This window comes from Lentzea nigeriaca (assembly GCF_016907955.1).
In the GTDB taxonomy this organism is placed as follows: domain Bacteria; phylum Actinomycetota; class Actinomycetes; order Mycobacteriales; family Pseudonocardiaceae; genus Lentzea; species Lentzea nigeriaca.
This window is the reverse complement of record NZ_JAFBCX010000022.1, coordinates 42,113-63,779: the sequence shown is the minus strand read 5'-3', so window position 1 is coordinate 63,779 and position 21,667 is coordinate 42,113. Positions and strand designations below refer to the sequence as shown.

Sequence of the window (21,667 nt, the reverse complement as noted above, 5' to 3'; positions counted from 1 at the left end):
TCCGCTGCTGTCAGAGCAGGTGGTGGTCGCCGTCTGCCGGTCGCTCGTCGCGCAGGTCCGCGGCGAGCGGGTCATCGGGGAACTCGAGTGAGGCGCGCTCGTCGAGCACCTTGATCGCGAGCGTCGGCGTCACGTCGACGTGCTCGCCGACGTGGCACCGGGTGTCCTCGCCGTACGGCGTGCGCAGCCGCAGCACCCCGCCGTTGCGGCGCAGTTCGTACGTGTCGTCGCCGGGCCCTGCGTGCGCGAGCTGCGGCACGCCCTGGTCCGCCTCGCCCAGGTGGAACCGGAACACCGGTGACGGCCGCTCGGGCGCGGCGAGGTCACCGCGGCCCCGATGGCCCTCGTACAGGTGCACGACCAGCCCGCGCACGTCGCGGCGTCTGCGGTGGACGAGGAACATGATCAGCAACGTGACCAGCACCGCCGACACGCTGATGCCGATCGCGATCTCGGTCAGGGGTGGCGGTTTCTCCACGTCGGCGGTCAACCGCCACTCGTAGATCACGTCCTGCGGGTTCTCGTCGTCGACGACCTTGAGCGTCACCGCGTTGGCGCCCATGACGGTGTCGCTCGCGAAACTGAGGTCGAAGTCGAACGTGCTGACGCCCGACGGCGGCAGGGTCAGCACCGTCTGCTCGCCGGGGATCGTCACGAGCGTGCCCGGCGCCGGATCGCTGACGATGATCCGTGCTTTTCTCGCCCTGCCGGAGTTGTTGGTGACGGTGACGGAGCCCTTGAGCGAGTCGCCGGGAGCCACCGTCCGGTCGGTGTCGCCGAACGAGCTGACGGCGGCGAGCGGTGCGGGGCCCGACGCGATCGCCGCGTCGACCGTCCTGGTGTCGCCGCTGATGCCGATGCCGGCGACCTTGCCGACGAACCGGATCGAGCCTGTGGCGTTGTCGGGAACGGTGACGTGTCCTGTGTAGACACCGTCGTCGCGGCGCTGGTCGCTGTCCCGCTGCTCGTCGTTGAGCTGGATCGTCGTGGTGAAGTCGGCCCCGGACATGGTGGCGGTGAACGACAACGCCCTCAGCGCGGCCGGGTCGACGATCGCCCGGCTGCGGGTCTGCAGGCTGAGCTCGACCACGACCTGCTGACCCGGCCGTGGCACCGGCGGGTTCAGGATCATGGCCGACCGCACCGCGCCCTGGTACAGCACGGCGGTGCCGACGTCGATCCTCGGCACGTCCGGGAACGACGTGATCTTGACGGTCCACGTGCCCGGCAACGGGTTGACGACCCGCAACGCCTCGACCGTCGCGTTCTCCCCGCTGACCTGGAACGTCGACTCGCCCTGCGTCCCCGACTTCGGCACCACCTTGCCCTCGGGGTCCACATAGGACACGGCGACGCGCGAGTCGTGCTTCATCACGATGATCGATCCGTCGGTCGCGATCATCGGAATGGTCACCTTCACCTCTGCGGTGCCGCCGGGACTGACCGGGGTGCGCTGGATGTCGCCGACACCCGCGCAGCGCCCCGACCCGAACGCCTGCAGCAGCGCCCTGTCGACGTCCGCGCTGCTCGCCACGATCGACGCCGACGGGCTGGGGGAGCGGTCGCTGCACTGGCCCTGGAACGAGCTCTTGGCGAACTTCTCCAGCTGTGCCCGGTCGACGTCGCCGAACCCGAGCGGCCAGATCGCGACCTTCTCCTGCCTGGCCTGGGAGAGCACGGTGTCGACGAGCGCGGACGCGGCCCGGTTGCGCTGGTCGCCGACGTTGTCCGGCCCGTATCGCGGGCTGCCGCTCACGTCGAGCTTGCCGTCGGTGAGCAGGAAGACGAGCTTGGGCCCGTCCTTGTCCCCGGTCAGGTAGCTCAACGCCTGCTGCAGCGCCGCGGCGTGGTCGGTGCCCTGACCTTCTTCCTTCCTGCGGCTGCGGAGGTTCTTCACGCAGTCGCTGAGCCGCTGCCGGTCCTGCGCCGTCGCGACCTTGCTCGGCGGGCACACCACGTCGACCGGCGTCTGCCCCTGCCCGCCGTCGTCACTGGCGAAACCGACGACGGCGATCGTGGACCCCGGCGCGAACTCGCCGAGCGCGATCAGCGCGGCGGCCTCCCGTTCCCGCTGCATGTCGTCGGAGCCGATGCTCCCCGACTCGTCGACGAGAACGACGATGTGCGCGGGCTGGACGACAGGCTGCGGTTGTTGTTGTGCGGCGCCCGCCGGTAACGAAACCAGCAGCAGGGCAGCCGCTGTGGAAGCGAGCACGTTCAGACGCATGAGTCAATTCACCCACTGACGCTGGTGGAATGTTGCTCGGGCGGGTCGCGGTATTTCGATCGACGGGGGCGAGCGGGTTGTTACCGCTCACCTTCGCTGCATGTCGGATCGTTATCGCCGCTCTTGCGCGCGCGTGTCGTCGCAGCTCACGAGCATAAGTGCAGGCAGAAGTATTCCAGCGCACATGGATTCGCAAAGATTGCGCCGTGCGGGTGAAAAAGTGACGATGGTGAAACGTGGGCGGACATGGGCGCGATTATGCCCGGTCAATGGCCCGGTAATCACGGCCAAAACCTGGCCAATTGGTGCCCAATGCACTGTCAGGTGCACCGGTGAAACGCGTCGATAGGATGCGTTAATGGGAAACCGCGATCAGAACTGGGCGACGGCTTCCGGTGCATAGCCGTAGAAACCCGGAAGACCACCCGTGTGGAGGAACACGACGGGAACGTCGCTCGCGGGCGCGAGTGCGCGGAACTTGACGGCCGCCTTGCCCGTGTAAACCGGGTCCAGGATGACGCCCTCGGTCTCCGCGAACAGCTTCAGCACCTTCCACATCTCCTCGGTCGGCACGCCGTAACCGGGACCGACGGTGTCGTCGGTGACCGTGACGTGGCCGAGCTCCGGCTTTCCCGCGCCGAGGAGTGCGGCGGCGTCGCCGGCGAGTTGGTGCAGTTCCTGGCCGGCTTCCTCGGCGCTGTGGGAAACGCTCGCCGCGTGCACGGTGCCGGGCCAGCCCAGCAGCTCGGTGCCGAGCGCGATGCCCGCCGCCGTGGCGCCACTGCCCTGAGGAACGACGATCGTGGCGTTGTCGATGCCGCGCTCGGAAAGCTGCCCGACGAGCTCGACGGCGGCCGCGACGTACCCGAGCGTGCCGAGCCCGTTCGACCCGCCGACGGGCAGCGTGACCGCCTTGTCGTGGTTGACCTTCTCGTAGGCCCTGACGGTTTCCTCGGCGTCCGCGCAGACGTGGACGTTCGCACCGAACATGTGGTCCAGCACGACGTTGCCGGACCTCTCGTACGCGTCACCCTTCATCGGCACCTTCGCCGTGAGCACGAGCTCGCACCGCAGCCCGAGCTTGGCGCAGGCCGCGGCGGTCTGGCGGCCGTGGTTGGTCTGCAGCGCGCCGAACGTGATGATCGTGTCCGCGCCCTGCTCGATCGCCTGCCCGAGCAGGAACTCGAGCTTGCGCAGCTTGTTGCCGCCCGCGCCGAGCCCGTTGACGTCGTCGCGCTTGATCAGGACCGGCGGGCTGCCGAGCGCGGTCGCGAGCCTCGGGGCGTCGTCCAGCGGGGTCGGCCAGCTGCCCAGTGCGACTCGGGGGAACGCGCTCAGGTCCATGCGGCGAGCTTAATTGCTAGACCTCCCGGCCGAACTCGGCGTAGTAGGTCGTCTTGGTCTCCAGGGCCTGTAACGCGAGCGTCAGCCGGCGATGCAGCGACGGGTAGATCCTCGGCCGGGCCTCGTCGAGCGTCAGGTAGACCACGCCCTCCAACTCGTCGTCGTGCGCGGTGGCGCCATCGATGATCCCGCCGTCGAACACGAACTGATGGCAGTCGCTCCACACGCCGTTGCGCGGCGTCCAGTCCACGACGAGCAACGGCCCCGGCTCGACGTCCAGCCCGAGTTCCTCGCGGATCTCGCGGATCGTCGCAGCCTTGGGCGACTCGTTCGCGTCGGTCATACCACCTGGGATGTCCAGTACCGATTTGTAAATCGGCACGACGAAGAGCACACGTCCGGTGGAATCACGGATCAGCGCTCCTCCTGCGGACGTCTTGGTCGGCCTCCTGCCGGCTATGCCTGGCTCGTACTCGACCTCGGCAGGTCCCTCGTCGAGAACGTCGGCGGCGAATGAGGCGGGGTCTCCCGCGTGCAGTGCTGACACGGGTTGATGATCACACCAGAGGATGAATCGCGCACGGGCCGTGGGCGCGGAGTACCTGATGGGTGGATGTGCCGACGATGACGGAACGCAACCAAACGACCAGGTAGTACTCTTGGATGTTGTAACTCCGTGCGATCAATCGCCGATGTCCACGACAACATCGGTGGAGGTGACGCCAATGGGGGCAACCGGTGCCGCCAAGCGCAGACGCGATGGTAGATCGGCCCCGTGGTCGGTGGTCGGACTGACTGTCGTGTTCGTCGTGGTGGCCCAGGTCCAGTTCGCCATCGCGATCGCGGAATCGGTCTGGTGGCCGGTCGTGATCGGGGTGCTGCTGCTGGCCGCGGCGGTGGCTTTCGTGAAGACGGCACGCATGCTGCGTTGGGACGACAGCGGCCCGTACGAGGCTCCTCCCGAGGTGGCCGAGCCGCTTCCGGCCGGGTACGAGCGCCACGTCGACGCCGACGGAAGCCTCGCTCGCGCCGTTGGCGACGTCGTCCAGGCGTCGCGGCGCTGGCGGACCTGACAGCCTCACAGGCGGAGACCGGGTCAGGCAGGGAGACCCGGTCGTTTCGCCGTCTCCGGGACAATGGCGGTATGCCGACGCCGGACCAGTGGCTCGCCGTGCGCGCCCACCTGCTGCGACACCGCCACGCGCTGGCTCTGAAGGCCGCGGGGGAGTACCCGGACGTGCCGAAGGTCGCGGACACGCCCCTGCTCACGTCGCCGCACTGGACGCCGGCCGCGCCGGTGCCGCTCGCGGACCTGTCGCTGGAGCTGCGTCCGTCGCCCGAGCTGCCTCCTCTCGTCACGGACCTGCTGCCCGACGGCTACCGGAGCTATTCGGAGGCGATGGCCGCGCTGGCCGCGCCGAGCGTGTTCGAGAACCGCGAGACCTACCGGTTGCTCGGCTTCACCGACCGGCACCTGACGTTCGGCATCGGCTCGTACTTCGACGGCATCGACGTGGGCGAGGCCTGCGCGCACGAGTACGCGGCCCGCGAACTCGGCCACACCGGCGAGTTGCTTCTGCGTTCGTCCGTCGGCAACCCGTGCGACCCTTCGCGCAGGCCCACCAACGTCGCCATCAGCACCCTCACGATCCGGCACGACCCGGCGACCGGTGACGCGACGTTCTTCCTGCACTGGCGCGACCCGAAGCGCGTCGGGCATGCGGGCGGCATGTACCAGGTGCTTCCGGTCGGAGTGTTCCAGTCGGCCGGTGACGACGATTTTTCGTTGTGGCACAGCATGATCCGCGAGTTCGCCGAGGAACTGCTCGGTGTTCCCGAGGTGCACGCCGCCGACTACGTGACCTGGCCGTTCGCGCGGGAGCTGACGTCGGCGGCGCGCGTGTCGTACCTCGGCATGGGCGTGGACCCGCTCACGTTCGCGACCGACATGCTCACCGTGGCGGTGATCGAGGCTCAGCGGTTCGACTCGCTTTTCGGCGATCTGGTGTCCCACAACGACGAAGGCCGTGTCCTGGAAGGACTCCCGTTCACCGCCGCCAACGTCGAGCGCTTCGTCCACCACGAACCGACGCAGGCCGCGGGTGCGGCGCTGCTGTCGTTGGCGTGGGAGCACCGGGAAGCGCTCATCGGCTGAAGGGGTTGGGCAGGTGTGCCCAGGCCTTCGTCGCCGGGTCGAGGCGCATCAACGTCAACGGCTTGGCGGGCAACGGATCGTGCAGCAACGCGGGCCGGTCCGGGGTGTCCGGGACCGCCTTCGCCACCGTTCGCCACAGGTCGGCGTCCGGCGCGTCGAGTGCGGTGATCAGCCCCGTCAGCGCGGTCGCGAAGAACGTCGCGAACGTCTTGGCGCGCAGGGCCTCCGGGCTCGCGTGCAGGCGTTCGGGCAGGTCCTCGCGAGGGCTGACGCGGATGTCGGCCAGGTCGCGGTAGATCACCCGGGACGGTCGGCCGTCGACGAGACCCACCACCAGGTTCTGCTCGTGCGCCTCCAACGCCACACCGCGGGCGAGCAGCGTCATCAACGGCGGCACGGTCAGCTCGGCGAACTCGCGGAGCCACTCGACCGGGTCGCCGAGCGCGCGGATCGGTGGTGGGCCGCCGTCGACGGGACGAGCGGTCAGCGCGGCGAGCGGCAGCAGGGTCTCGTTCGAGCGTGGCACTGGTTTGTCGCGCAGGATCACGCCGAGCGCGCGGTCCGGTTCGCCGTTCGTGAGCACCGCGGCCGAGGCTCGGTTCGGCTGCAGTTCGATGCCCTCGACGACGCCAGAGAGGAAGCAGGAGACCGTGGTGGCCGTGGTGATCGAGCCGCCGGAGATGTCCCGCACGGCCGAGGTGATCTGGGCGCTCAGCGTGGTTTTGACGTGCCAGTCGCCGGTCGACAGGGTCCGCAGGGCCATCAACGGGCTGGCGTCGAGCCTGCCGATGGTGGTGATGTCGAGGTGGTCGGCCTGCCACGGGTGCACCGGCAGCAGGATCTCCTTGCCGTCCCGCAGTTCGTCCGGCCAGTCGCCGAACACGACGTGCTCCTTCACCGGGTGCAGGCGCAGAGCGACCGCCGGCCGGTGCTCGGGGCCGTACGCGAGGTGGTCGAGGGCGGTGAACCCGGTGCGGTTGCGGCAGCACGGGTGCAGCGGATGGCCGTCGACGACGCTCTGCTCGTGCTCCTCCAGCGAGCGGCCGAGGAACGGCGTGGTGAGCGGGCTCGTCGTGCGGGACAACGCCAGTCCGGCCACGCTGTGGGCGACCTCGGCGACGAGGTTCGCGGAGTTCGGCCAGCGCAGTGCGGTGAGGAGGTCGGCCGGGTGGAGGAACTCGTCCACGCTGACCTGCGGCAGCGGTTCGACCGCGAAGGCTCTGCGCAGGCGTGCGAGAACGGCCGCGCGGGCTCCCGGCAGTGCCGCGAGGAACCGCTCGGCACGCTCGCCGTCGAGCGCGGCGGCGAATTCGGCCTCAACCGGGGTCTGGGTCAGAATGACCTGATCCTGACACATCGCCCCAGGGAAGCGGACATCGGTGGAAGCGACCTCTGACCCCGACGGCATCACCTCGACCGCCCTGCTCAACTGCCTGCGGCGCGAAGTGGGTCAGGTGGGTGAGGACGGCACGATCCGCCTGCCGCGCACGGGCGTCCTGCTGCGCGCACGGCAGGGTCGCTGGCTGTCAGACCCCGAGGTGTTCACCGGATCGTGGCACTCCGTGTCGTGGCACGAGCTGGCCGTGTTGATCACCAAGGAGCTCGGCGACCCGCCGGTCGGTTTCCTCGACGAGATCGCGGGTTCGCACTCGGCCGTCGCGGCGATGCTGGCGGCACGTCCCGCCCCGCCCGCCGACCTCTACCAACGCTCCGAGCAGGCGTTGATCGCCGGTCACCGCTACCACCCCGCGCCGAAGGGCCGCGGCGGCCTGCCCGCGGCGGAGTGGCTGCCGTACTCGCCGGAGGTGCACGCCCGTTTTTCGTTGGTGCACTTGGAAGGCGAGTTCGTCGACGACGGCGACGTCCCGCTGCCGCGCGGAGTGCTGCCGGCGCATCCGTGGCAGCTGTCGTTGCTGGGCAGGTCAGGTGCTGTCGCCGAGCACGAGGTCTGGCCCACGTCGTCGGTGCGCACGGTCTACGACCCGGCAGCCGACCTGTTCTACAAGTTCAGCCTCGACGTGCAGATCACCAACGACGTGCGCCGCCTGTGGGCCCACGACCTGCGCTGGATCCCGCCGCTCGCGCGCGTGCTGAGACCGGTGTTCGCGGACATCGCCTCGACCTACCCCGGCACGGCTTTTCTGATCGACCGCGGTTACCGGACCTCGCCGGAGTGCTTCGAAGGGCTCGCGGTCGTGGTGCGCGACGGCGTGCGGCGGCACACGTTGCCCGGTGTCACCCCGTTGCTGGCGGCCGGAATCAGCGAGGGCTTCGACGGCAACCCGCTGGACGGCCTCGACCGGGACGGCGCCCTGCGGTGGTTCCGGCAGTACGTCTCGGTCATCGTTCCTCCTGTGCTGCACGCGTTCTTCGCGCACGGCGTCGTGATGGAGTGCCATCTGCAGAACGTACTGGTGGGTGTGGACGCTGCCGGGATGCCGGTGCAGGCGTTCTACCGCGACCACGAGGGAATGCGTTTGCTGCCACGACATGCAGCGCTTTTGTCCGAAGTGGACGGTTCTGGTGGGTCGCGCGGGGTGTCCGAGGCGAAGGGCTGGGAGCGGCTGCAGTACTGCCTCGTCGTGAACCACCTGATGGAGATCGCGGGTGCGGTGATGGACCGGCACCCGGATCTGAACGTGTGGGCGGAGGCACGAGCTGTCTTCGCTGGGCACGGTTCGTTCCCGCTGCTGAGGTCGTTGCTGGAGAGTCCGACCGTGCCCGCGAAGGCCAACCTGCTGCTGCGCTGGACGCGCGCGGAAGGCGCGGCGGGCCGGTACGTCGACTGCCCGAACCCGCTGTACCGGCACTAACCGTTGTAGCCCGCGAAGATCCGCGCGAACTCGTAGGGCTGCTGCGCGATGTTCGTGCACCGGTACAAGGCTCCGGTGCAGGCGTTGGCATCCCGTCCCTGCTCCCAGAACGAGAGCATGCCGAGGTGCACCGTGCTCGCGAAGCTCACCAGCGCCCGAGCGTCCCTCTGGTAGAAGATCTCGTTCTGCGAGTCGTTGACGCCCAGCATCGGCGTGACCCCGATCTTCTTCCACGCGGCCGAGTCCGTGAGCCCGTACACCGCCTTGACCTGAGCCTGCGTGGCCTTGGCCGCCGCGATGGCCTTGGCGCCCTGGTCAGCGGGCCCCTGGTAGTAGTCCATGGCCATGATGTTGACCAGATCCAGGTTCACGCCGGCGTTCCTGGCCGACCGCACCACGTTCACGCCGTCCTGCGTCAGCCCGCTGGGCAGCACCGGCAACGTCAACGAGATCTTCAACCCGGGATTGCGGTCCTGCAGGATCTTCAACGCCTGCGACCGCCGCTGCACCGTCGTGGGATCGGCCACCGCCGCCCCCTCGATGTCGAAGTCCACGTACTTCAACGAATACGCCTTGACCACGGCGTCGTACTCGTCGGCCAGCGTCGTCGGCGTCGTGCAGTAGTACGCCAGCTCGATGCCGGACGCGCCGCCGAACGAGATCTTCACGTCCCCTCCGGCCGCGCGGAGCTTGGCGATCTCCTCCTTCTGCCAGCCGGTCCGCGGGTCGTAGGCGCCGAACCAGCTGGCCTTGCAGCCGTACGAGGTGACGAACCCGAGCGTGAAGCTCTTCACGCCACCTTTGCTCGCCATCTCGGACAACACGGGCGTCGGCCACGCGCCCATGTCCACGTAGGGCGCGATGGACGACGCCGTGGCCGCCTGGGCGGTGGGCAGGGGCAGAGCCATCGCCATCATCGCGGCGATCACGCCGATCCTGGACAGCTTCATGACGAACCTCCTCGGAGCAGGGGGTGAGGTGGGTCATCATTGGTATAGACCATCAGCCCGAGGATGGCCAGTGGTCTGGGCGGTCTGGTGCTCGTCACCGAAAGCCCGGATGGGCGCGCTCATGCACGTCGCTGCCGAGATGGCGGTAGAGAAATGCTGACGCAAACGTTTGCTGATCACCCCGACTGCTGCCAACCGTGCAGTTGACAGTCATGAGAGCGTGATCGAAGCGCGGCTGCCTGCCGGCATCACTCTCACTGTCACATCCCAAGAGATAGCTGCGACACGCCACTAAGTCAGGATGTCGCGCAGGGCTTCCGTGATGCCACGTTCGTCGCCGGGATCGAGTGCGGCGTAGATCAGCGCCTGGACCGACGTCACGAACAGGTCTTGATCGCCGCCCGTGTCGTCGCCGGTGCCCGCGATGTGCTGCGCGAAGCCCGACGTCTGCGCCGACACCATGGAACTGAGCTTCCGCGCGGTCATCCCGGGCCGGAACCGCGCGCCGAGCAGCCGCAGCCCTTCCTTGTACACCGGCTCCCACCGCGTGGAGTACGCCTCGAGCAGTTCCCGGTACGCCCTCGTGGCAACGGCCCGCCACTTCGCGTCGATCGTCAGCGAGAGCTGGAACAACCAGTACCGCGCCAGCCGGATGCGCATCCGGAGGTCGTGCGTGGCGATTTTCGTGATGAGGTCGGTGAGGTCGAGCTCGCCTTTGCTCACCCTGGGCAGCTCGGCGAGCACCCGCCGCGGCCCGTAGTCGAGGAAGAGCCCCCAGCGCGGCGCCGTGCACGTGTACTTGATGAGGCACATGAAGAAGTTCGCCATGCCGCCGTTTCCCGGCCAGCGGTCCTTGAACGCGCCCTCGCCCACGTGCACCGCGAACGGCAGGTCCGCGGCGAGCGCGGCGGCCCGCCGCAACACGATGTCGCGGGTCAGCCGGGCACCCGCGAGCTCGTCCCGGCTGTGGCGGCTGCGCCCCGACAGCTGATCGTCGATCTCCTGCAGCCCGCCCTCGAGGAACGTCATCGTGGTGACGTACGCGGATCGGCGCGGATTGCGCGGATCCGCGAGGCTGGGCCGGGAAATGTGCTCCCGGAACACCTCGGACCAGTCGACTTCGTCGTTGAAGTACACGGCACCCCCTGGAGATCACCTCATTCCAGCACGCACCGCGCACCCCGGCAACGTCCTCCCGTGTCCTCCTGAACAGGAGGATGACGAACCGCTCAGCCGCCGACATCGTGTAATCACCAGGGAATGGGGAGGAAGTCCGATGCGGATCGTCGTGGAGACATCGTTGTTGTCCATGCGCGTGGCCGAGGTGCTGCTGGTGCTGCTGACCGCCGTCGTGTGCGGGGTTCGCCGGCGCAAGCCTCCCCGGAGGTGATGGCGGGAACGAGTTACCTCAAGCGTTGCCTAATTCAGGTGTGCTCGCCGTCACACAGTCCCTAACCTCGAATTCATGAGGTTGCTGCTGTGGTTCACGCTGGCGTGCGTCTGCGCGCTCAGCGGAGATCACGCGCTCGCGGTCGTCACGGCGATGCTGCTCGTCGCCTGCGCGACCGACCGCGCTCGACACTGAGGCGGTTCGCACTTCGGTGCCGCCGTGACGTGATCGAGCAACCGGTCTCATGTGGACGGTCGAGATCCTGGGAACGGCGGTTCCGTCGCCACGCGCGGCCGTTCGGGTCTGCTGCCGTTCAGCAGACGCCGTTTCGCCTCGTCGCGGTCCACGCCGACCAGGTCGATGTACACGATCGGGGCGAGCAGACCGTGCGGTGCGCACTCCTCGACCCGGACGGGGATCAGCTTTCGCGCGGACCCGGCGGGGTCCTGCACGAACGCGGCTGCCCACTCCGACAGCGGGAACGGGCGGTCCGCGAAGGAGGGCTGAGCACGGCGATCGTGCGTGTCGCAGACGTGCCGGTCTGCATCTGGCGGACTGTGTTCTGCCCCGGCAGCATGTCCAGCTCCTGGAAGACGACCCGGAAGCCGGCCTGCTCGAGCACGGTTGCACTCGGGTAGCTTGGCGACGTGGACACGAGCTGCTGGCCGGGGCTGATCTCCCCGGCCAGCTGGAACTTCTCGACTACCTGCCGCAGCTGGAGGAGCACTTCGCTGCCGGCCTCGTTCTGCGGCTTGAGCCCTGGCGCTACCCGGAGGTGCAGGCGAGGCCGAACCAGATGGTGAACTGGGGCTCTTCGGGTGGTCAGCTGCGAAGGAACACCCGGCTTCTGCTCGCGCGGACTAGTAGCGTGTCGCAGCTATCTCTTGGGATGTGGCAGTGATGCCGGCAGGCAGCCGCGCTTCGATCATGAAGATCGCGCTCTCCTGGCTGCCAACTGCACGGTTGGCAGCAGTTGGGGTGATCAGCAAACGTTTGCGTCGGCATTTCTCTACCGCCATCTCGGCAGCGACGTGTGTGAGAGCGCGACCATCCGGGGTTTCGGTGATGAGCACCAGACCGCCCCCTGCCCGACTCAACGGAGCACAACCAAGCCGCGACGCTCTACTAGTAGGGGTTCTGGGTGAGCAGGTGGGCCTTGAGGCCTTCTCCGACACCGGGTTCGGGCGTGCCGTTCCAGTCCTTGATCAGTACGGCGCCTGTGCTGCAGCCCCAAGGGTTCCACGTCCACGCGAGGTAGCTCAGGCGGTGCGAGTCGGCCCAGTCCACCAACCGCTGCATGTAGTCGAAGCCGCAGTTGTCCTGGCCGAACTCGCCGAGCACGACAGGGGCCTGCTGGGTGAGCGGGGCGATCTGGCTGTCCCAGCACGTTTCGCTGGCGCAGGCGTTGTTGCTGTACGCGTGCCAGGACGCCGCGATGTTGTTCAACGGGTCGGTTGGCTTGTGCGCCAGCCACTCCCGCATGTCGTTGGCCCATTCGAGGCCGCCCAGCATGAGGATGTTGGTCGCGCCCGTGGACCGCACCGCGTCGACCAGGTCCTGCATGCCGGCGGTTTCGTAGGGAAGGCCGGTGCAGGTGCCGCCATCGCGCCAGCACTGCCAGCCCAGGGTTTTGTTCCAGTCGCTCGCGATCTCCGGGTACGGCTCGTTGAACAGGTCGAAGACGACGGCGTCGTTGCCCTTGAACGCCGTGGCGACGCCGGTCCAGAACTGCGGGGCGTACTTCGCGTCCGGCATCGGTTTCTGGCACACCGCGTGCTCGTCCTTGCAGTGCCAGTCCGGCCCGTTCGAGTACGCGCCCCAGGTCCAGTGCAGGTCGAGGATCACGTTGATGCCGTTCGCCACCAACAGGTCCACGTAGTCCTTGACGGCCTGCCGGTAGGCGGCGCCGCCGGGGGAGCCGTTGACACCCAGCCAGCACTCCTCGTTCAACGGGATCCGCACCGCGTGGATGTTCCAGGTCTTCATCGCGTCCACCGACGCCTGGTCCACCGGACCGCTGTCCCACATGCCCTTGCCCTGCACACAGGCGAACTCGCCGCTGGACCGGCTCACGCCCAGCAACCGGTACGGCCTGCCGTCCGCGCTGACGATCTTGTTGCCGGAGACGCGCAGCGCCGGTGCGGGGCCGCTGCCAGGAGGCGTGGTCGTCGTCGTGGTGGTGGGCGGGACGGTGCCGGTGCACGCGGCACCGTTGACGGCGAAGTCCGTCGGCTTGGCATTGCTGCCGCTGTAGGAGAAGTTCGCTCCCGTGCTGACGCTGCCGCCCGCGGGGACGGAGCTGTTCCAGCTCATGCTGGTGACGGTGACCTGCTTGCCCGACTGCGACCAGTTGCCGCTCCAGCCGTGCTGCAGGGTCTGGTTGCCGGCGTAGGTGTAGGTCAGTGTCCAGCCGTCGATCGCCGATGAACCGAGGTTCGAGATGGTTGCCGTGGCTCCGAACCCGCTGCCCCAGTCGTTGGTCGTGTAGTCGACCCTGCATGCGAACGGCGCCATGTCACTCGCCCACGAGCCACCCGCGGCCACCGTCAGGACGGTGCACGCGAGGGAGACCGCGGCAGCCAAGGCGGCGAGCGCGGCGGGACGTTTTCCGATTCTTCCCGACATCAGCACTCCTTTGTGCCATTCGTTCTGGGAGCGCTCCCAGAACGACCGTAGCGAAGATCCGGCGAGACGTGAAGGCCTTGGCGCGCGTGCGCACCCTCGATCCATTGTGGACTCTGTGGTCGATTCGTCGAACCCGTTGCGCGAAAAGGTGTTTTATGGCCTCGTCAAGGTGTCGATACGGTCGAATGCATGGAGTCGAATTTTCCGGCGGCCGAAGAACTCGTGGCCGCTCTGCGTGCCGGCGACGTGACATCGGTGGAGCTGACCGACGAGGCGATCGCCCGCATCGAACGGGACGACAAAGCGATCAACGCGATCTGCGTGCGCGACTTCGACCGCGCACGGGCCGCCGCGCGCGATGCCGACCAGGCGCGCGCCCGCGGCGAGGACCGGCCGCTGCTCGGCGTTCCGATCACCGTCAAGGAGTCCTACGACATCGCCGGGCTGCCCACGACCTGGGGCATGCCACAGCATCGGGACTACCTGCCGGCCGAGGACGCGGTGCAGGTGGCGCGGGTCAAGGCCGCCGGCGCGGTGGTACTCGGCAAGACCAACGTGCCCTTGGGGCTGCAGGATCTGCAGAGCTTCAACGACATCTACGGCACCACCAACAACCCGTGGGACCACGACCGCACGCCGGGTGGTTCCTCCGGCGGATCAGCGGCGGCCCTGGCGGCCGGCTTCGGCGCGTTGTCCCTGGGCTCCGACATCGGCGGCTCGCTGCGCACTCCCGCGCACTTCTGCGGCGTCTACGCGCACAAGCCGACACTCGGGTTGGCGGCGACCCGCGGCATGGTCCCGCCGGACGCGCCGGCGTTGCCGGTCGACCTCGACCTCGCCGTGGTGGGTCCGATGGCGCGCACCGCCCGCGACCTCACGCTCCTGCTCGACGTCATGGCGGGTCCCGACCCGTTGACACTCGGCATGGCGCACAAGTTGTCCCTGCCGCCCCCACGTCATGATCGGCTCGGTGACTTCCGGGTCCTGGTCCTCGACGAACATCCTTTCATCCCAACCGGTTCCGCTGTGCGGGCGGCCGTGAACCAGGTGGCCGCAGCACTTGTCGGTGGCGGTGCCCACGTGGAACGGCACAGTCATTTGCTGCCAGAGCTGGCCGAAGCCGCGACGCTCTACATGAACTTGCTGTTCTCGGGCTCCGTCGCACGGTTCCCCGTCGACGAGTACGAGCAGCTGCAGGCCCGCGCCGCAGGTCTGAACGCGGACGACCGAAGTCTTGACGCGGCAAGGTCGCGCGGCATGGTGCTCAGCCACCGCGACTGGCTCGAGGTGAACAACCAGCGCGAACTCCACCGCCACGGCTGGCGGAAGTTGTTCGCCGAGTTCGACGTCGTGGTGTGCCCGATCACGCCGACGCCCGCGTTCCCGCACGACCACAACCCGGATCTGCTGGCACGCCGGATCGACATCGATGGCGTCGAATGCCCGTTCTTCGACCAGCTCGTCTGGGCCGGTCTGGCCACCATGCCGGGCCTGCCCGCCACCGCGATACCAGCGGGTCGATCATCCGAAGGCCTGCCGGTGGGAGTGCAGCTCATCGGTCCCATGTACGAGGACCGCACTCCCCTGCGGCTGGCCGAACTGCTGGAGCGGAAGATCGGATAGTTCAGGGCTTGGGGCGGACCGCGAGCCCAGGTGCGCCGGACGGCGTGAAGTTCTTCCACGCCGCCGGATCGCCGGTGTGGAACACGGTCGCGTGAGGACTCCCGGTGAAGACCTCGCCCTCCTGCCTCGGCGGAACCGTGCCCAGGTAGACCGAGGTCAGGGCGGGGTTGTCCCGTAGCGCGCCCGGCCCGAGCCGCGTGACGCCCGGTATGAAGACCGTGGTCAGCTTCGGGTTGTTGGTGATGGCGTTGTGCCACACCGTGGCGAGACGAGGGGCGTGGACCCAGCGCAGGTTCGCGAAGTTGGTGACCGCGTTCTTGTCCATCTCGGTGAGCGCGGGCAGCCGCAGCCCGACGAGCTTGCCGTTCAGGTCGAAGCAGTTGATGCCCAGGTACTCCAGCTTGGGCAGGTTGACCGAGATGAGCTCGTGGCTGTCGTTCAACGCGTTGCGGCCAAGCCTGCGCAACGCCGGCGCGGTGAAGTACTGGAGACGGGAGGCGTCGTCGAACGCGAAGTCGGCGACGTCGGTCGCGTTCGGCAGGTTCACCTTGACCAGGTACTGGTTGCGGCGGAAGGCGTCGTGGGCGATGGTGCCGACGCTCGGCAGGTACAGCACGCTGAGCTTGGCGTGCGGGGCATGGCCGAAGGCCATCACACCGATCGACCTGGCGCCGCGCAGGCTGACCTCGCTGAAGTTGTGGTTGCTGAAGGCGCCGTCGGGCACGGCGTCCAGGTCGTCGAGCACGAGCTGCCTGACCCAGGTGTCCCACCAGCCGTTGAACCAGAGGTAGGGAAACCTGCCGCCCCGCGCCTGCTGGCCCGCGCGGGGCAACCCGGACGTGGGGGTGCATTCCCGTCCACCCTGGATGCTGCGCAGGTTGTAGACGTGGAGCCGGGTGAGGTTGCCGAGGCCGAGATCGCGGTGCACGCCCTGTAGTGCGGCGAGATCACCGTCGGAGAGCGCCGTGCCGCCGGTGAGGTACAGCGCGATCCCTGTCGCCTTGGCGAGTTCCGGCTTGCGTTCGGCGAGACGTGCCCTGAGGGCGTTGGTGGTGACGTCGTACTGGAACGCGAGGGTTCCTGCGGGCAGTTGGTGGTCACCGGGTTTGGTCGGTCGATAGCTGTAGCCGTCGTTGCGGTGGAGATCGGGGTCGTTGGCGAACACCGGATCAGGTCCGGGGTCGTCGGACGGATCCTCGGGCAGCACGCCCTCCGAGTACGGCAGGCCTCCCGCGCGAGCAGATTTCCGCTCTGCGCTGGCAGAAGTGGAGACCGGCGGCGACGAGATCATGGTCGCCGGTCCGATCGAGGCAGCGGCATCGGCGTTGTCGACGGCGGCCGACGGTGCGGAGGTGCCACCCGAAATGACGGCAACCGATCCGGCGCACGAGATGGCGACGACGATCCCGATGACGGCAAGGACCGTCTTTCGTTTCATGGCGCTTCCATGCCTCGGCGTCAGGGGGTGTGAACGCTAACATCTTGGCCACCTGGCGGGAACAGTCCCCGCCGGTTGGGGTTTTCCCTTACCTCCAAGGAGTACCGCCGGCTCAGACCACGGGCCGATGTGCGCGCGGTTCCCCTTGCGTTGAACTGACCGACGTCTACCGCCGAGCCACGTTCCGACGTTTCACTGGGGGAGAGCTCCATGGCCTTCTTGACCGATGCCCTCGAAGGGCTGGCCGGTCTGCCGCAGCCCGCCGTGCTGGCGGTGACGGGTGCGCTGACCCTCGCGGAGTGCACGCTCGGCGTGGGCTTCCTCGCGCCGGGGGAGAGCGCCCTGCTGCTGGCCTCGACGACGGTGACGAGCGTGCCCCGGTTCCTGGTCATGTGGCTGGTGGTCACGGTGTGCGCGGTGGCGGGCGACAGCATCGGCTACTACCTCGGCCGCCGTTTCGGTGACCGGCTGCGCGACAGCAAGATCGTCCGCAAGGTGGGGCAGCGGCACTGGGACAAGGCAGGCGAGCTGCTGCGGCGGCGCGGGGCGTGGGCGGTGTTCGTCGCGAGGTTCATGCCCGTCGTGCGAACCCTGGTCCCGGCCTCGGCGGGTGCGTCGAAACTGGAGTACCGCCGCTTCCTGCCCGCCTCGATCGCGGGCGCGGCGTGCTGGTCGGCGCTGCACATCGGCATCGGCTCGGCCGCGGGCGCCTCGGCGAAGTACATCGAGTCGGTCTTCAACGGGGCGATGTGGGTCGTGCTGGCCGTCGCGGTCGTGATCGGCGTCGTCGTCGTGCTGCGCCGCCGCAAGCAGGCCACCGAACCCAGGGAGCTGGAAGAAGTCGCCTGATCCGCCGTCACCTGGCGGCGTCGTAACGCTCCCGCGCCGCCATGACGTCCGGCATCTGCGACTCGACGTCCTGGATGAGCCCGATCAGCAACTCGGCGGTGTGCCTGCCTCGCTCGGTCAGGCTGTACTCCACCTTGGGCGGGATCGTCGCCTGCGCCTCGCGGTGGACGAATCCGTCCCGCTCCAGTGCCTGCAGCGTCTGGGCGAGCATCTTCTCGCTCACGCCGTCGACCCGGCGGCGCAACTGGTTGAACCGGAACGTGCCCTCGTGCAGGGCCACCATCGCCAGCGTGCCCCACTTGCCGGTCAGGTGCTCCAGCGTGGCACGCGACGGGCAGCGCTGCGCGAACACGTCGAACAGGAACTGCTCCTCCACATCGCTCACACCTCACATACTACCCATTACGCCGCACGGTCCAAGAGATCGTACTCACTCAGGGGTTGCACTTTCTAAAAGTTTGTACAAACCTGAACGAAGTACAGACTCGAAGGAGAACCTCGATGATCGTCGTCACCGGTGCCACCGGACACCTCGGCCGCCTGGTCGTGGAAGCGCTCGCCCAGAAGGTCCCGACAGACCAGATCGTGGCCGCCGTCCGCACCCCGGAGAAGGCCGCCGACCTGGCCGCCCTCGGCGTGCAGGTGCGAGTCGCGGACTACGAGCAGCCCGCCACCCTGACCGAGGCGTTCGCGGGCGCGGAGAAGGTCCTGCTGGTCTCAAGCAGTGAGGTCGGCCGCCGCACCGCCCAGCACGCCGCCGCCGTGCAGGCCGCCAAGGCCGTCGGCGTGACCCACCTCGTCTACACGAGCATCCTGGGCGCCGACACCGCCACCATCAGCCTGGCCCCCGAGCACAAGGCCACCGAGGAGATCATCCGCGACTCGGGCATCCCGTTCACGTTCCTGCGCAACAGCTGGTACACCGAGAACTACGAGCAGTCCATCGCCCAGGCCCTGGCGACGGGCGCGATCCTCGGCAGCGCGGGTGAGGGCAAGCTCGGCGGTGTGCCTCGCGCCGACTACGCCGGTGCCGCGGTCGAGGTGCTCACCGGCACCGGTCACGAGAACAAGGTGTACGAGCTCGCGGCGGACCAGGCCTGGAGCTACGCCGACCTCGCCGAGGCTGTCGCCCGGATCTCCGGCAAGCCGGTCGCCTACCAGAACGTCCCCGCCTCGCAGCACCGCGACATCCTGATCGGCGCCGGCCTGCCCGAGTTCGTCGCGGACATGCTCGTGGACGCCGACCGCGCGATCGCCGACGGCGAGCTGGCCTCCGGCAGCGGTGACCTGAGCGCCCTGCTCGGCCGCCCCACCACCACCCTGGACGATGCCGTCACCGCGCTGCTCAAGAACCTCGGCTGATCCCGGCGCACCTGAGGAGGCAGTCGTGGAAACGAGCAAGACCAAGGTGATCCTCGGCGTGCTGGCCGCGATCGTGCTGGCGTCCGCCGCCAACACCGTCGTCGCCTTCGTCGCCAGGGCGCTGGGGGCCGACGCCGCGGTGATCCAGGGCCTCACGCCCCAGGCCTACGTGTTCCTCACCGCGGTCGGCGTGGTCGTGGCCGCCGCCGCGTGGGCGGTGATCCGTCGCAAGGCCGCCAAGCCGAACGCCTTGCTGCGCAAGCTGGTGCCGATCGTGGTCGCCGTGTCGCTGGTGCCCGACGTGCTGCTGTTCGGCATCCCCGGCGCGAGCCCGATCGGCGTCGTCGCCCTCATGCTGATGCACGTGGTGGTGGCCGCGATCGCGGTGCCGATCTTCCGCACCGTGCTGCCGCTGCCGGCGGACAAGCCACAGACCGCCCGCGCCTGATCGCCGGGCGCCACCGGAGCTTCGGCCCGATGGCGCCCGGCCCAGGCTCTTGTCCACTTTGGACAACGGCGCGGCTGCGCCCGCTCCGGCCAATTCCTTTGTGGCGTGGAATGTTCCCGTTCCCGTCCTCCGAAGCTCCGCAGGCCTCTAGGCTCGGTTACGCCTTGTGAGCAAACCCGTACTCACGGGGTGCGGAACCTTCGACTCGAGGGGGAATGTGAACCCGGACGAGGACTACGAGGCCGTTCTCGCCGAGCGCCAGGCGCTCTTGGCCCAGGTCCGGGCCGGTACCTACCGCCCGGCCGACGACGCCCGCGACCAAGAGGTGACAGGGACTTCCGGCGACGGCGCGGTGCGCGTGGTGATGCGGAATCGTCGAGTCGTCTCGGTCGTCGTCGGCCAGGCGGTGCCGGCGAAGTCCCGCCGCGAGGTCGCGGACCTGCTGCTGGAGGCGATCAATCCCGCGGTGCGGCAGTCGCTGGCGCTGTCTCCGCAGGCCGGTGATCCGGGACCGGACCTCGATGCCGTCGGCACCGGGCTGACCGAGGCCGCCGAGGCGGGCGGGCAGGCGCTGCGGCGGATCCAGGACGCGGTGGAGCAGTCGATGGCCAAGCTGGCCGGCAAGGTCCAGGTCCGCGGTGACGCGTCACCTCAGTACGTCGACTTCCTGTTCGACGAGGCGATGGAGGTGGTGCGGTCCATGCGGGCCGCGCTCGGCAGCGAGGTGCCGGTCACCGGTGAGGGGCGGGACGAGGCGAACGAGGTCGTCGTCACCGTGTGCCAGGGCGAGCTGAACCAGGTGACGCTGAGCAGTTCCGCGTTGCAGATGTCGCCGGGCGAGTTCGGACTGGCTGTCCAGCAGGCGGTCAACGACGCGCTGACGGACTGGGAGCGGCACAGCGCTGAGGCGAACCGGCAGCCTCGCGACACGGAGGCGTTGCAGCAGCTGGCGGAGCGGGCCGGTGCGGTGCGGCGGCAGAGCATGGAGCACTTACGCACCTACACGGACAGCATGACCGCGATCATGCGCAACGTGGACAAATAGCAGGGGGCTGCACGGTGTCAGGTGGATTCAGCGTTCATCCGGAGGAAGTCGGCGGAGCGGCCAAGAGCCTGCAGGGGGCGGGGCAGTCCCTCGCCGGTGCGGTCGCCCAGTTCCAGTCGCAGGTCGCGGCACTCGGCGACGCGTTCGGCGACGACGACCTCGGCTCGGTCCTCGGGATGATCTACCAGGTCGCCTCCGAAGCGGCGTTCGAGAGCTTCCAGGACAACGCGGACGGACTGCAGGAGATCGGTCACACGCTGCAGGAGATGGCCGACCACTACGCCGAGACCGAGTCGGCGAGCATGGACTCCTTCCGGCAGATGCTGGGAGGTCTGTGATGACGAGCGGGGTCATGTTGCCGCCCGAGCTGGCCGGACTGCTCAACACCCTCGGTTTCAACTGGCCGCTGAGCGACGAGGGCAAGCTCGTCGACCTCGGCGGGCAGTGGTCGGGGTTCGCCGACCGGCTGGGACCCGCCGCCGCCGAGGCTGACGGCCACGCCCAGCAGGTGCTCGGCAACAACTCCGGTGCGGCGATGGAGAAGTTCGGGGCGTTCTGGTCCGACAGCGAGGCGCCGAAGCAGAACCTCGACGACGGCGCGACGGCCTCCACGCTGATCGGGACCGGTCTCTACGTGTGCGCCGGCGTGGTCGTGGCGTTGAAGATCGCCGTGGTGGTGCAGCTGGCGATGCTCGCCGTCGAGATCGCTCAGGCCATCGCCACGGCCGTGCCGACGCTGGGTGCCTCCCTGCTCGAGATCCCGATCTTCAAGAAGATCACCGACATGCTGCTGGACCAGGCGTTGGACCTGGCGATCAACGCGGTGCTGAATGGCTAGGCGCGGGGGCGGCAAGGCGGCCAAAGCCGGCGCCGGCATCCTCAAGCCCGCCCTGACGAGGCTGCGCAAGACGAAGCGGCCTGCCGGTGCCGCCGCGAAGTCGGCGGCGAAGAAGGTCCCCAAGCCCAAGCCGGTGCCGGGCGCGTGGGTCAACAAGCTCAGCGCCAAGGACAAGGCGAGCTACAACAACCTCAAGAACGCGGTGAACGCGTCCTCCAACCGCTCGGCCGCCCAGATCCGCGCCGGGCTCTCACCCCGCCAGCTCGCCAGGGGCAAGCAGGAACCTTATCTGCGTTCGAGGTTCGTGGGCTCGGAAATCGAAAAGGACGTCGCCCGCCGCGTGCGCTCGGATACGAACATCTCCCACCTGGGAACGAGCCAACCCGGCAAGGCGGTTCCCGACTTCAAGATCGGCGGGAAGCACAACGTCGACGTCACCGGCGGCAGCGCGACATCGATGCGTACACACATGAACCGGCCGTACTACAGTCACCCGGACCAGGTGTTGACATATCCGTCGGTGCCCAAAACCAAGCTAGATGCCATCTTCCGGTAGGAAT

General features: G+C 68.4%; 21 protein-coding genes and 1 pseudogene. 11 read left to right on the top strand and 11 right to left on the bottom strand.

The features are described from left to right. Positions 1-10: 10 nt before the first annotated feature. The 3 genes from JOD27_RS40370 to JOD27_RS40360 form a co-directional block, all read right to left on the bottom strand. Complete coding sequence (locus JOD27_RS40370) at positions 11-2,227, bottom strand: vWA domain-containing protein (RefSeq protein ID WP_204767650.1); 2,217 nt, start codon at positions 2,225-2,227, stop codon at positions 11-13. 372 nt (positions 2,228-2,599) lie between these two features. Then, on the bottom strand, positions 2,600-3,571 hold the full coding sequence (locus JOD27_RS40365; RefSeq protein WP_204767649.1) for a D-cysteine desulfhydrase family protein: 972 nt from the start codon (positions 3,569-3,571) through the stop codon (positions 2,600-2,602). 16 nt (positions 3,572-3,587) lie between these two features. Then, positions 3,588-4,118, bottom strand: coding sequence for an NUDIX domain-containing protein (locus JOD27_RS40360; protein ID WP_307830609.1), 531 nt, complete (start codon positions 4,116-4,118; stop codon positions 3,588-3,590). A 253-nt stretch (positions 4,119-4,371) separates the two neighbouring features. On the opposite strand from JOD27_RS40360, the gene JOD27_RS40355 reads away from it, so the two are divergent. Further along, the gene (locus tag JOD27_RS40355) at positions 4,372-4,644 is read left to right on the top strand and encodes a hypothetical protein (protein WP_204767648.1); all 273 of its coding nucleotides are present in this window, start codon (positions 4,372-4,374) and stop codon (positions 4,642-4,644) included. A 71-nt stretch (positions 4,645-4,715) separates the two neighbouring features. Next, complete coding sequence (locus tag JOD27_RS40350) at positions 4,716-5,726, top strand: hypothetical protein (protein WP_204767647.1); 1,011 nt, start codon at positions 4,716-4,718, stop codon at positions 5,724-5,726. On the opposite strand, the gene JOD27_RS40345 is transcribed toward JOD27_RS40350, so the two are convergent. Next, a complete protein-coding gene (locus JOD27_RS40345; RefSeq protein WP_204767646.1) occupies positions 5,716-7,083 on the bottom strand; it encodes an IucA/IucC family protein in 1,368 nt (455 codons plus the stop codon). The two genes, JOD27_RS40350 and JOD27_RS40345, sit on opposite strands and share 11 nt — an antisense overlap. A gap of 22 nt (positions 7,084-7,105) precedes the next feature. On the opposite strand from JOD27_RS40345, the gene JOD27_RS40340 reads away from it, so the two are divergent. Then, positions 7,106-8,539: an IucA/IucC family protein gene (locus tag JOD27_RS40340; protein WP_204767645.1), complete on the top strand. Its 1,434-nt coding sequence runs from the start codon at positions 7,106-7,108 to the stop codon at positions 8,537-8,539. On the opposite strand, the gene JOD27_RS40335 is transcribed toward JOD27_RS40340, so the two are convergent. The 5 genes and pseudogenes from JOD27_RS40335 to JOD27_RS40315 all read right to left on the bottom strand — a co-directional run bounded on the left by JOD27_RS40335 (position 8,536) and on the right by JOD27_RS40315 (position 13,504). Then, complete coding sequence (locus JOD27_RS40335; protein ID WP_204767644.1) at positions 8,536-9,489, bottom strand: chitinase; 954 nt, start codon at positions 9,487-9,489, stop codon at positions 8,536-8,538. The genes JOD27_RS40340 and JOD27_RS40335 overlap by 4 nt on opposite strands. Positions 9,490-9,780: 291 nt before the next feature. After that, the gene (locus tag JOD27_RS40330) at positions 9,781-10,626 is read right to left on the bottom strand and encodes a hypothetical protein (RefSeq protein ID WP_204767643.1); all 846 of its coding nucleotides are present in this window, start codon (positions 10,624-10,626) and stop codon (positions 9,781-9,783) included. 495 nt (positions 10,627-11,121) lie between these two features. Continuing rightward, positions 11,122-11,456: pseudogene (locus JOD27_RS47330) on the bottom strand (toll/interleukin-1 receptor domain-containing protein). A gap of 283 nt (positions 11,457-11,739) precedes the next feature. Continuing rightward, positions 11,740-11,952 carry a hypothetical protein gene (locus JOD27_RS40320; protein ID WP_204767641.1) on the bottom strand — a complete coding sequence of 71 codons (213 nt, stop codon included), beginning with the start codon at positions 11,950-11,952 and terminating at the stop codon, positions 11,740-11,742. Positions 11,953-12,004: 52 nt separating this feature from the next. Beyond that, positions 12,005-13,504, bottom strand: coding sequence for a cellulase family glycosylhydrolase (locus JOD27_RS40315; protein WP_204767640.1), 1,500 nt, complete (start codon positions 13,502-13,504; stop codon positions 12,005-12,007). A gap of 189 nt (positions 13,505-13,693) precedes the next feature. Here JOD27_RS40315 and JOD27_RS40310 point away from each other — a divergent pair, with 189 nt between their 5' ends. Beyond that, on the top strand, positions 13,694-15,127 hold the full coding sequence (locus JOD27_RS40310) for an amidase (protein ID WP_204767639.1): 1,434 nt from the start codon (positions 13,694-13,696) through the stop codon (positions 15,125-15,127). A 1-nt stretch (position 15,128) separates the two neighbouring features. Here the strand turns inward: JOD27_RS40310 and JOD27_RS40305 are convergent, their stop codons facing one another. Further along, positions 15,129-16,565 (bottom strand): leucine-rich repeat protein, encoded by a 1,437-nt coding sequence (locus JOD27_RS40305; RefSeq protein WP_204767638.1) that lies wholly within the window; start codon positions 16,563-16,565, stop codon positions 15,129-15,131. A gap of 210 nt (positions 16,566-16,775) precedes the next feature. On the opposite strand from JOD27_RS40305, the gene JOD27_RS40300 reads away from it, so the two are divergent. Continuing rightward, positions 16,776-17,414: a DedA family protein gene (locus tag JOD27_RS40300; RefSeq protein ID WP_204767637.1), complete on the top strand. Its 639-nt coding sequence runs from the start codon at positions 16,776-16,778 to the stop codon at positions 17,412-17,414. A 7-nt stretch (positions 17,415-17,421) separates the two neighbouring features. On the opposite strand, the gene JOD27_RS40295 is transcribed toward JOD27_RS40300, so the two are convergent. Then, complete coding sequence (locus JOD27_RS40295) at positions 17,422-17,799, bottom strand: winged helix-turn-helix transcriptional regulator (protein WP_204767636.1); 378 nt, start codon at positions 17,797-17,799, stop codon at positions 17,422-17,424. Positions 17,800-17,915: 116 nt separating this feature from the next. Here JOD27_RS40295 and JOD27_RS40290 point away from each other — a divergent pair, with 116 nt between their 5' ends. From JOD27_RS40290 to JOD27_RS40265, 6 genes are all read left to right on the top strand, one after another. Then, complete coding sequence (locus JOD27_RS40290) at positions 17,916-18,776, top strand: SDR family oxidoreductase (protein ID WP_204767635.1); 861 nt, start codon at positions 17,916-17,918, stop codon at positions 18,774-18,776. Positions 18,777-18,801: 25 nt separating this feature from the next. Continuing rightward, entirely contained in the window at positions 18,802-19,224 is a 423-nt protein-coding gene (locus JOD27_RS40285; RefSeq protein WP_204767634.1) for a DUF6069 family protein, read from the top strand. 217 nt (positions 19,225-19,441) lie between these two features. Then, complete coding sequence (locus JOD27_RS40280) at positions 19,442-20,269, top strand: YbaB/EbfC family nucleoid-associated protein (RefSeq protein ID WP_204767633.1); 828 nt, start codon at positions 19,442-19,444, stop codon at positions 20,267-20,269. Positions 20,270-20,283: 14 nt separating this feature from the next. Continuing rightward, complete coding sequence (locus JOD27_RS40275; protein ID WP_204767632.1) at positions 20,284-20,607, top strand: WXG100 family type VII secretion target; 324 nt, start codon at positions 20,284-20,286, stop codon at positions 20,605-20,607. Next, a complete protein-coding gene (locus JOD27_RS40270) occupies positions 20,607-21,107 on the top strand; it encodes a WXG100-like domain-containing protein (protein WP_204767631.1) in 501 nt (166 codons plus the stop codon). The genes JOD27_RS40275 and JOD27_RS40270 overlap by 1 nt, the downstream gene beginning before the upstream one ends. Beyond that, positions 21,100-21,663 (top strand): hypothetical protein, encoded by a 564-nt coding sequence (locus tag JOD27_RS40265; RefSeq protein ID WP_204767630.1) that lies wholly within the window; start codon positions 21,100-21,102, stop codon positions 21,661-21,663. Before JOD27_RS40270 ends, JOD27_RS40265 begins: the two co-directional genes overlap by 8 nt. Positions 21,664-21,667 lie beyond the last annotated feature (4 nt).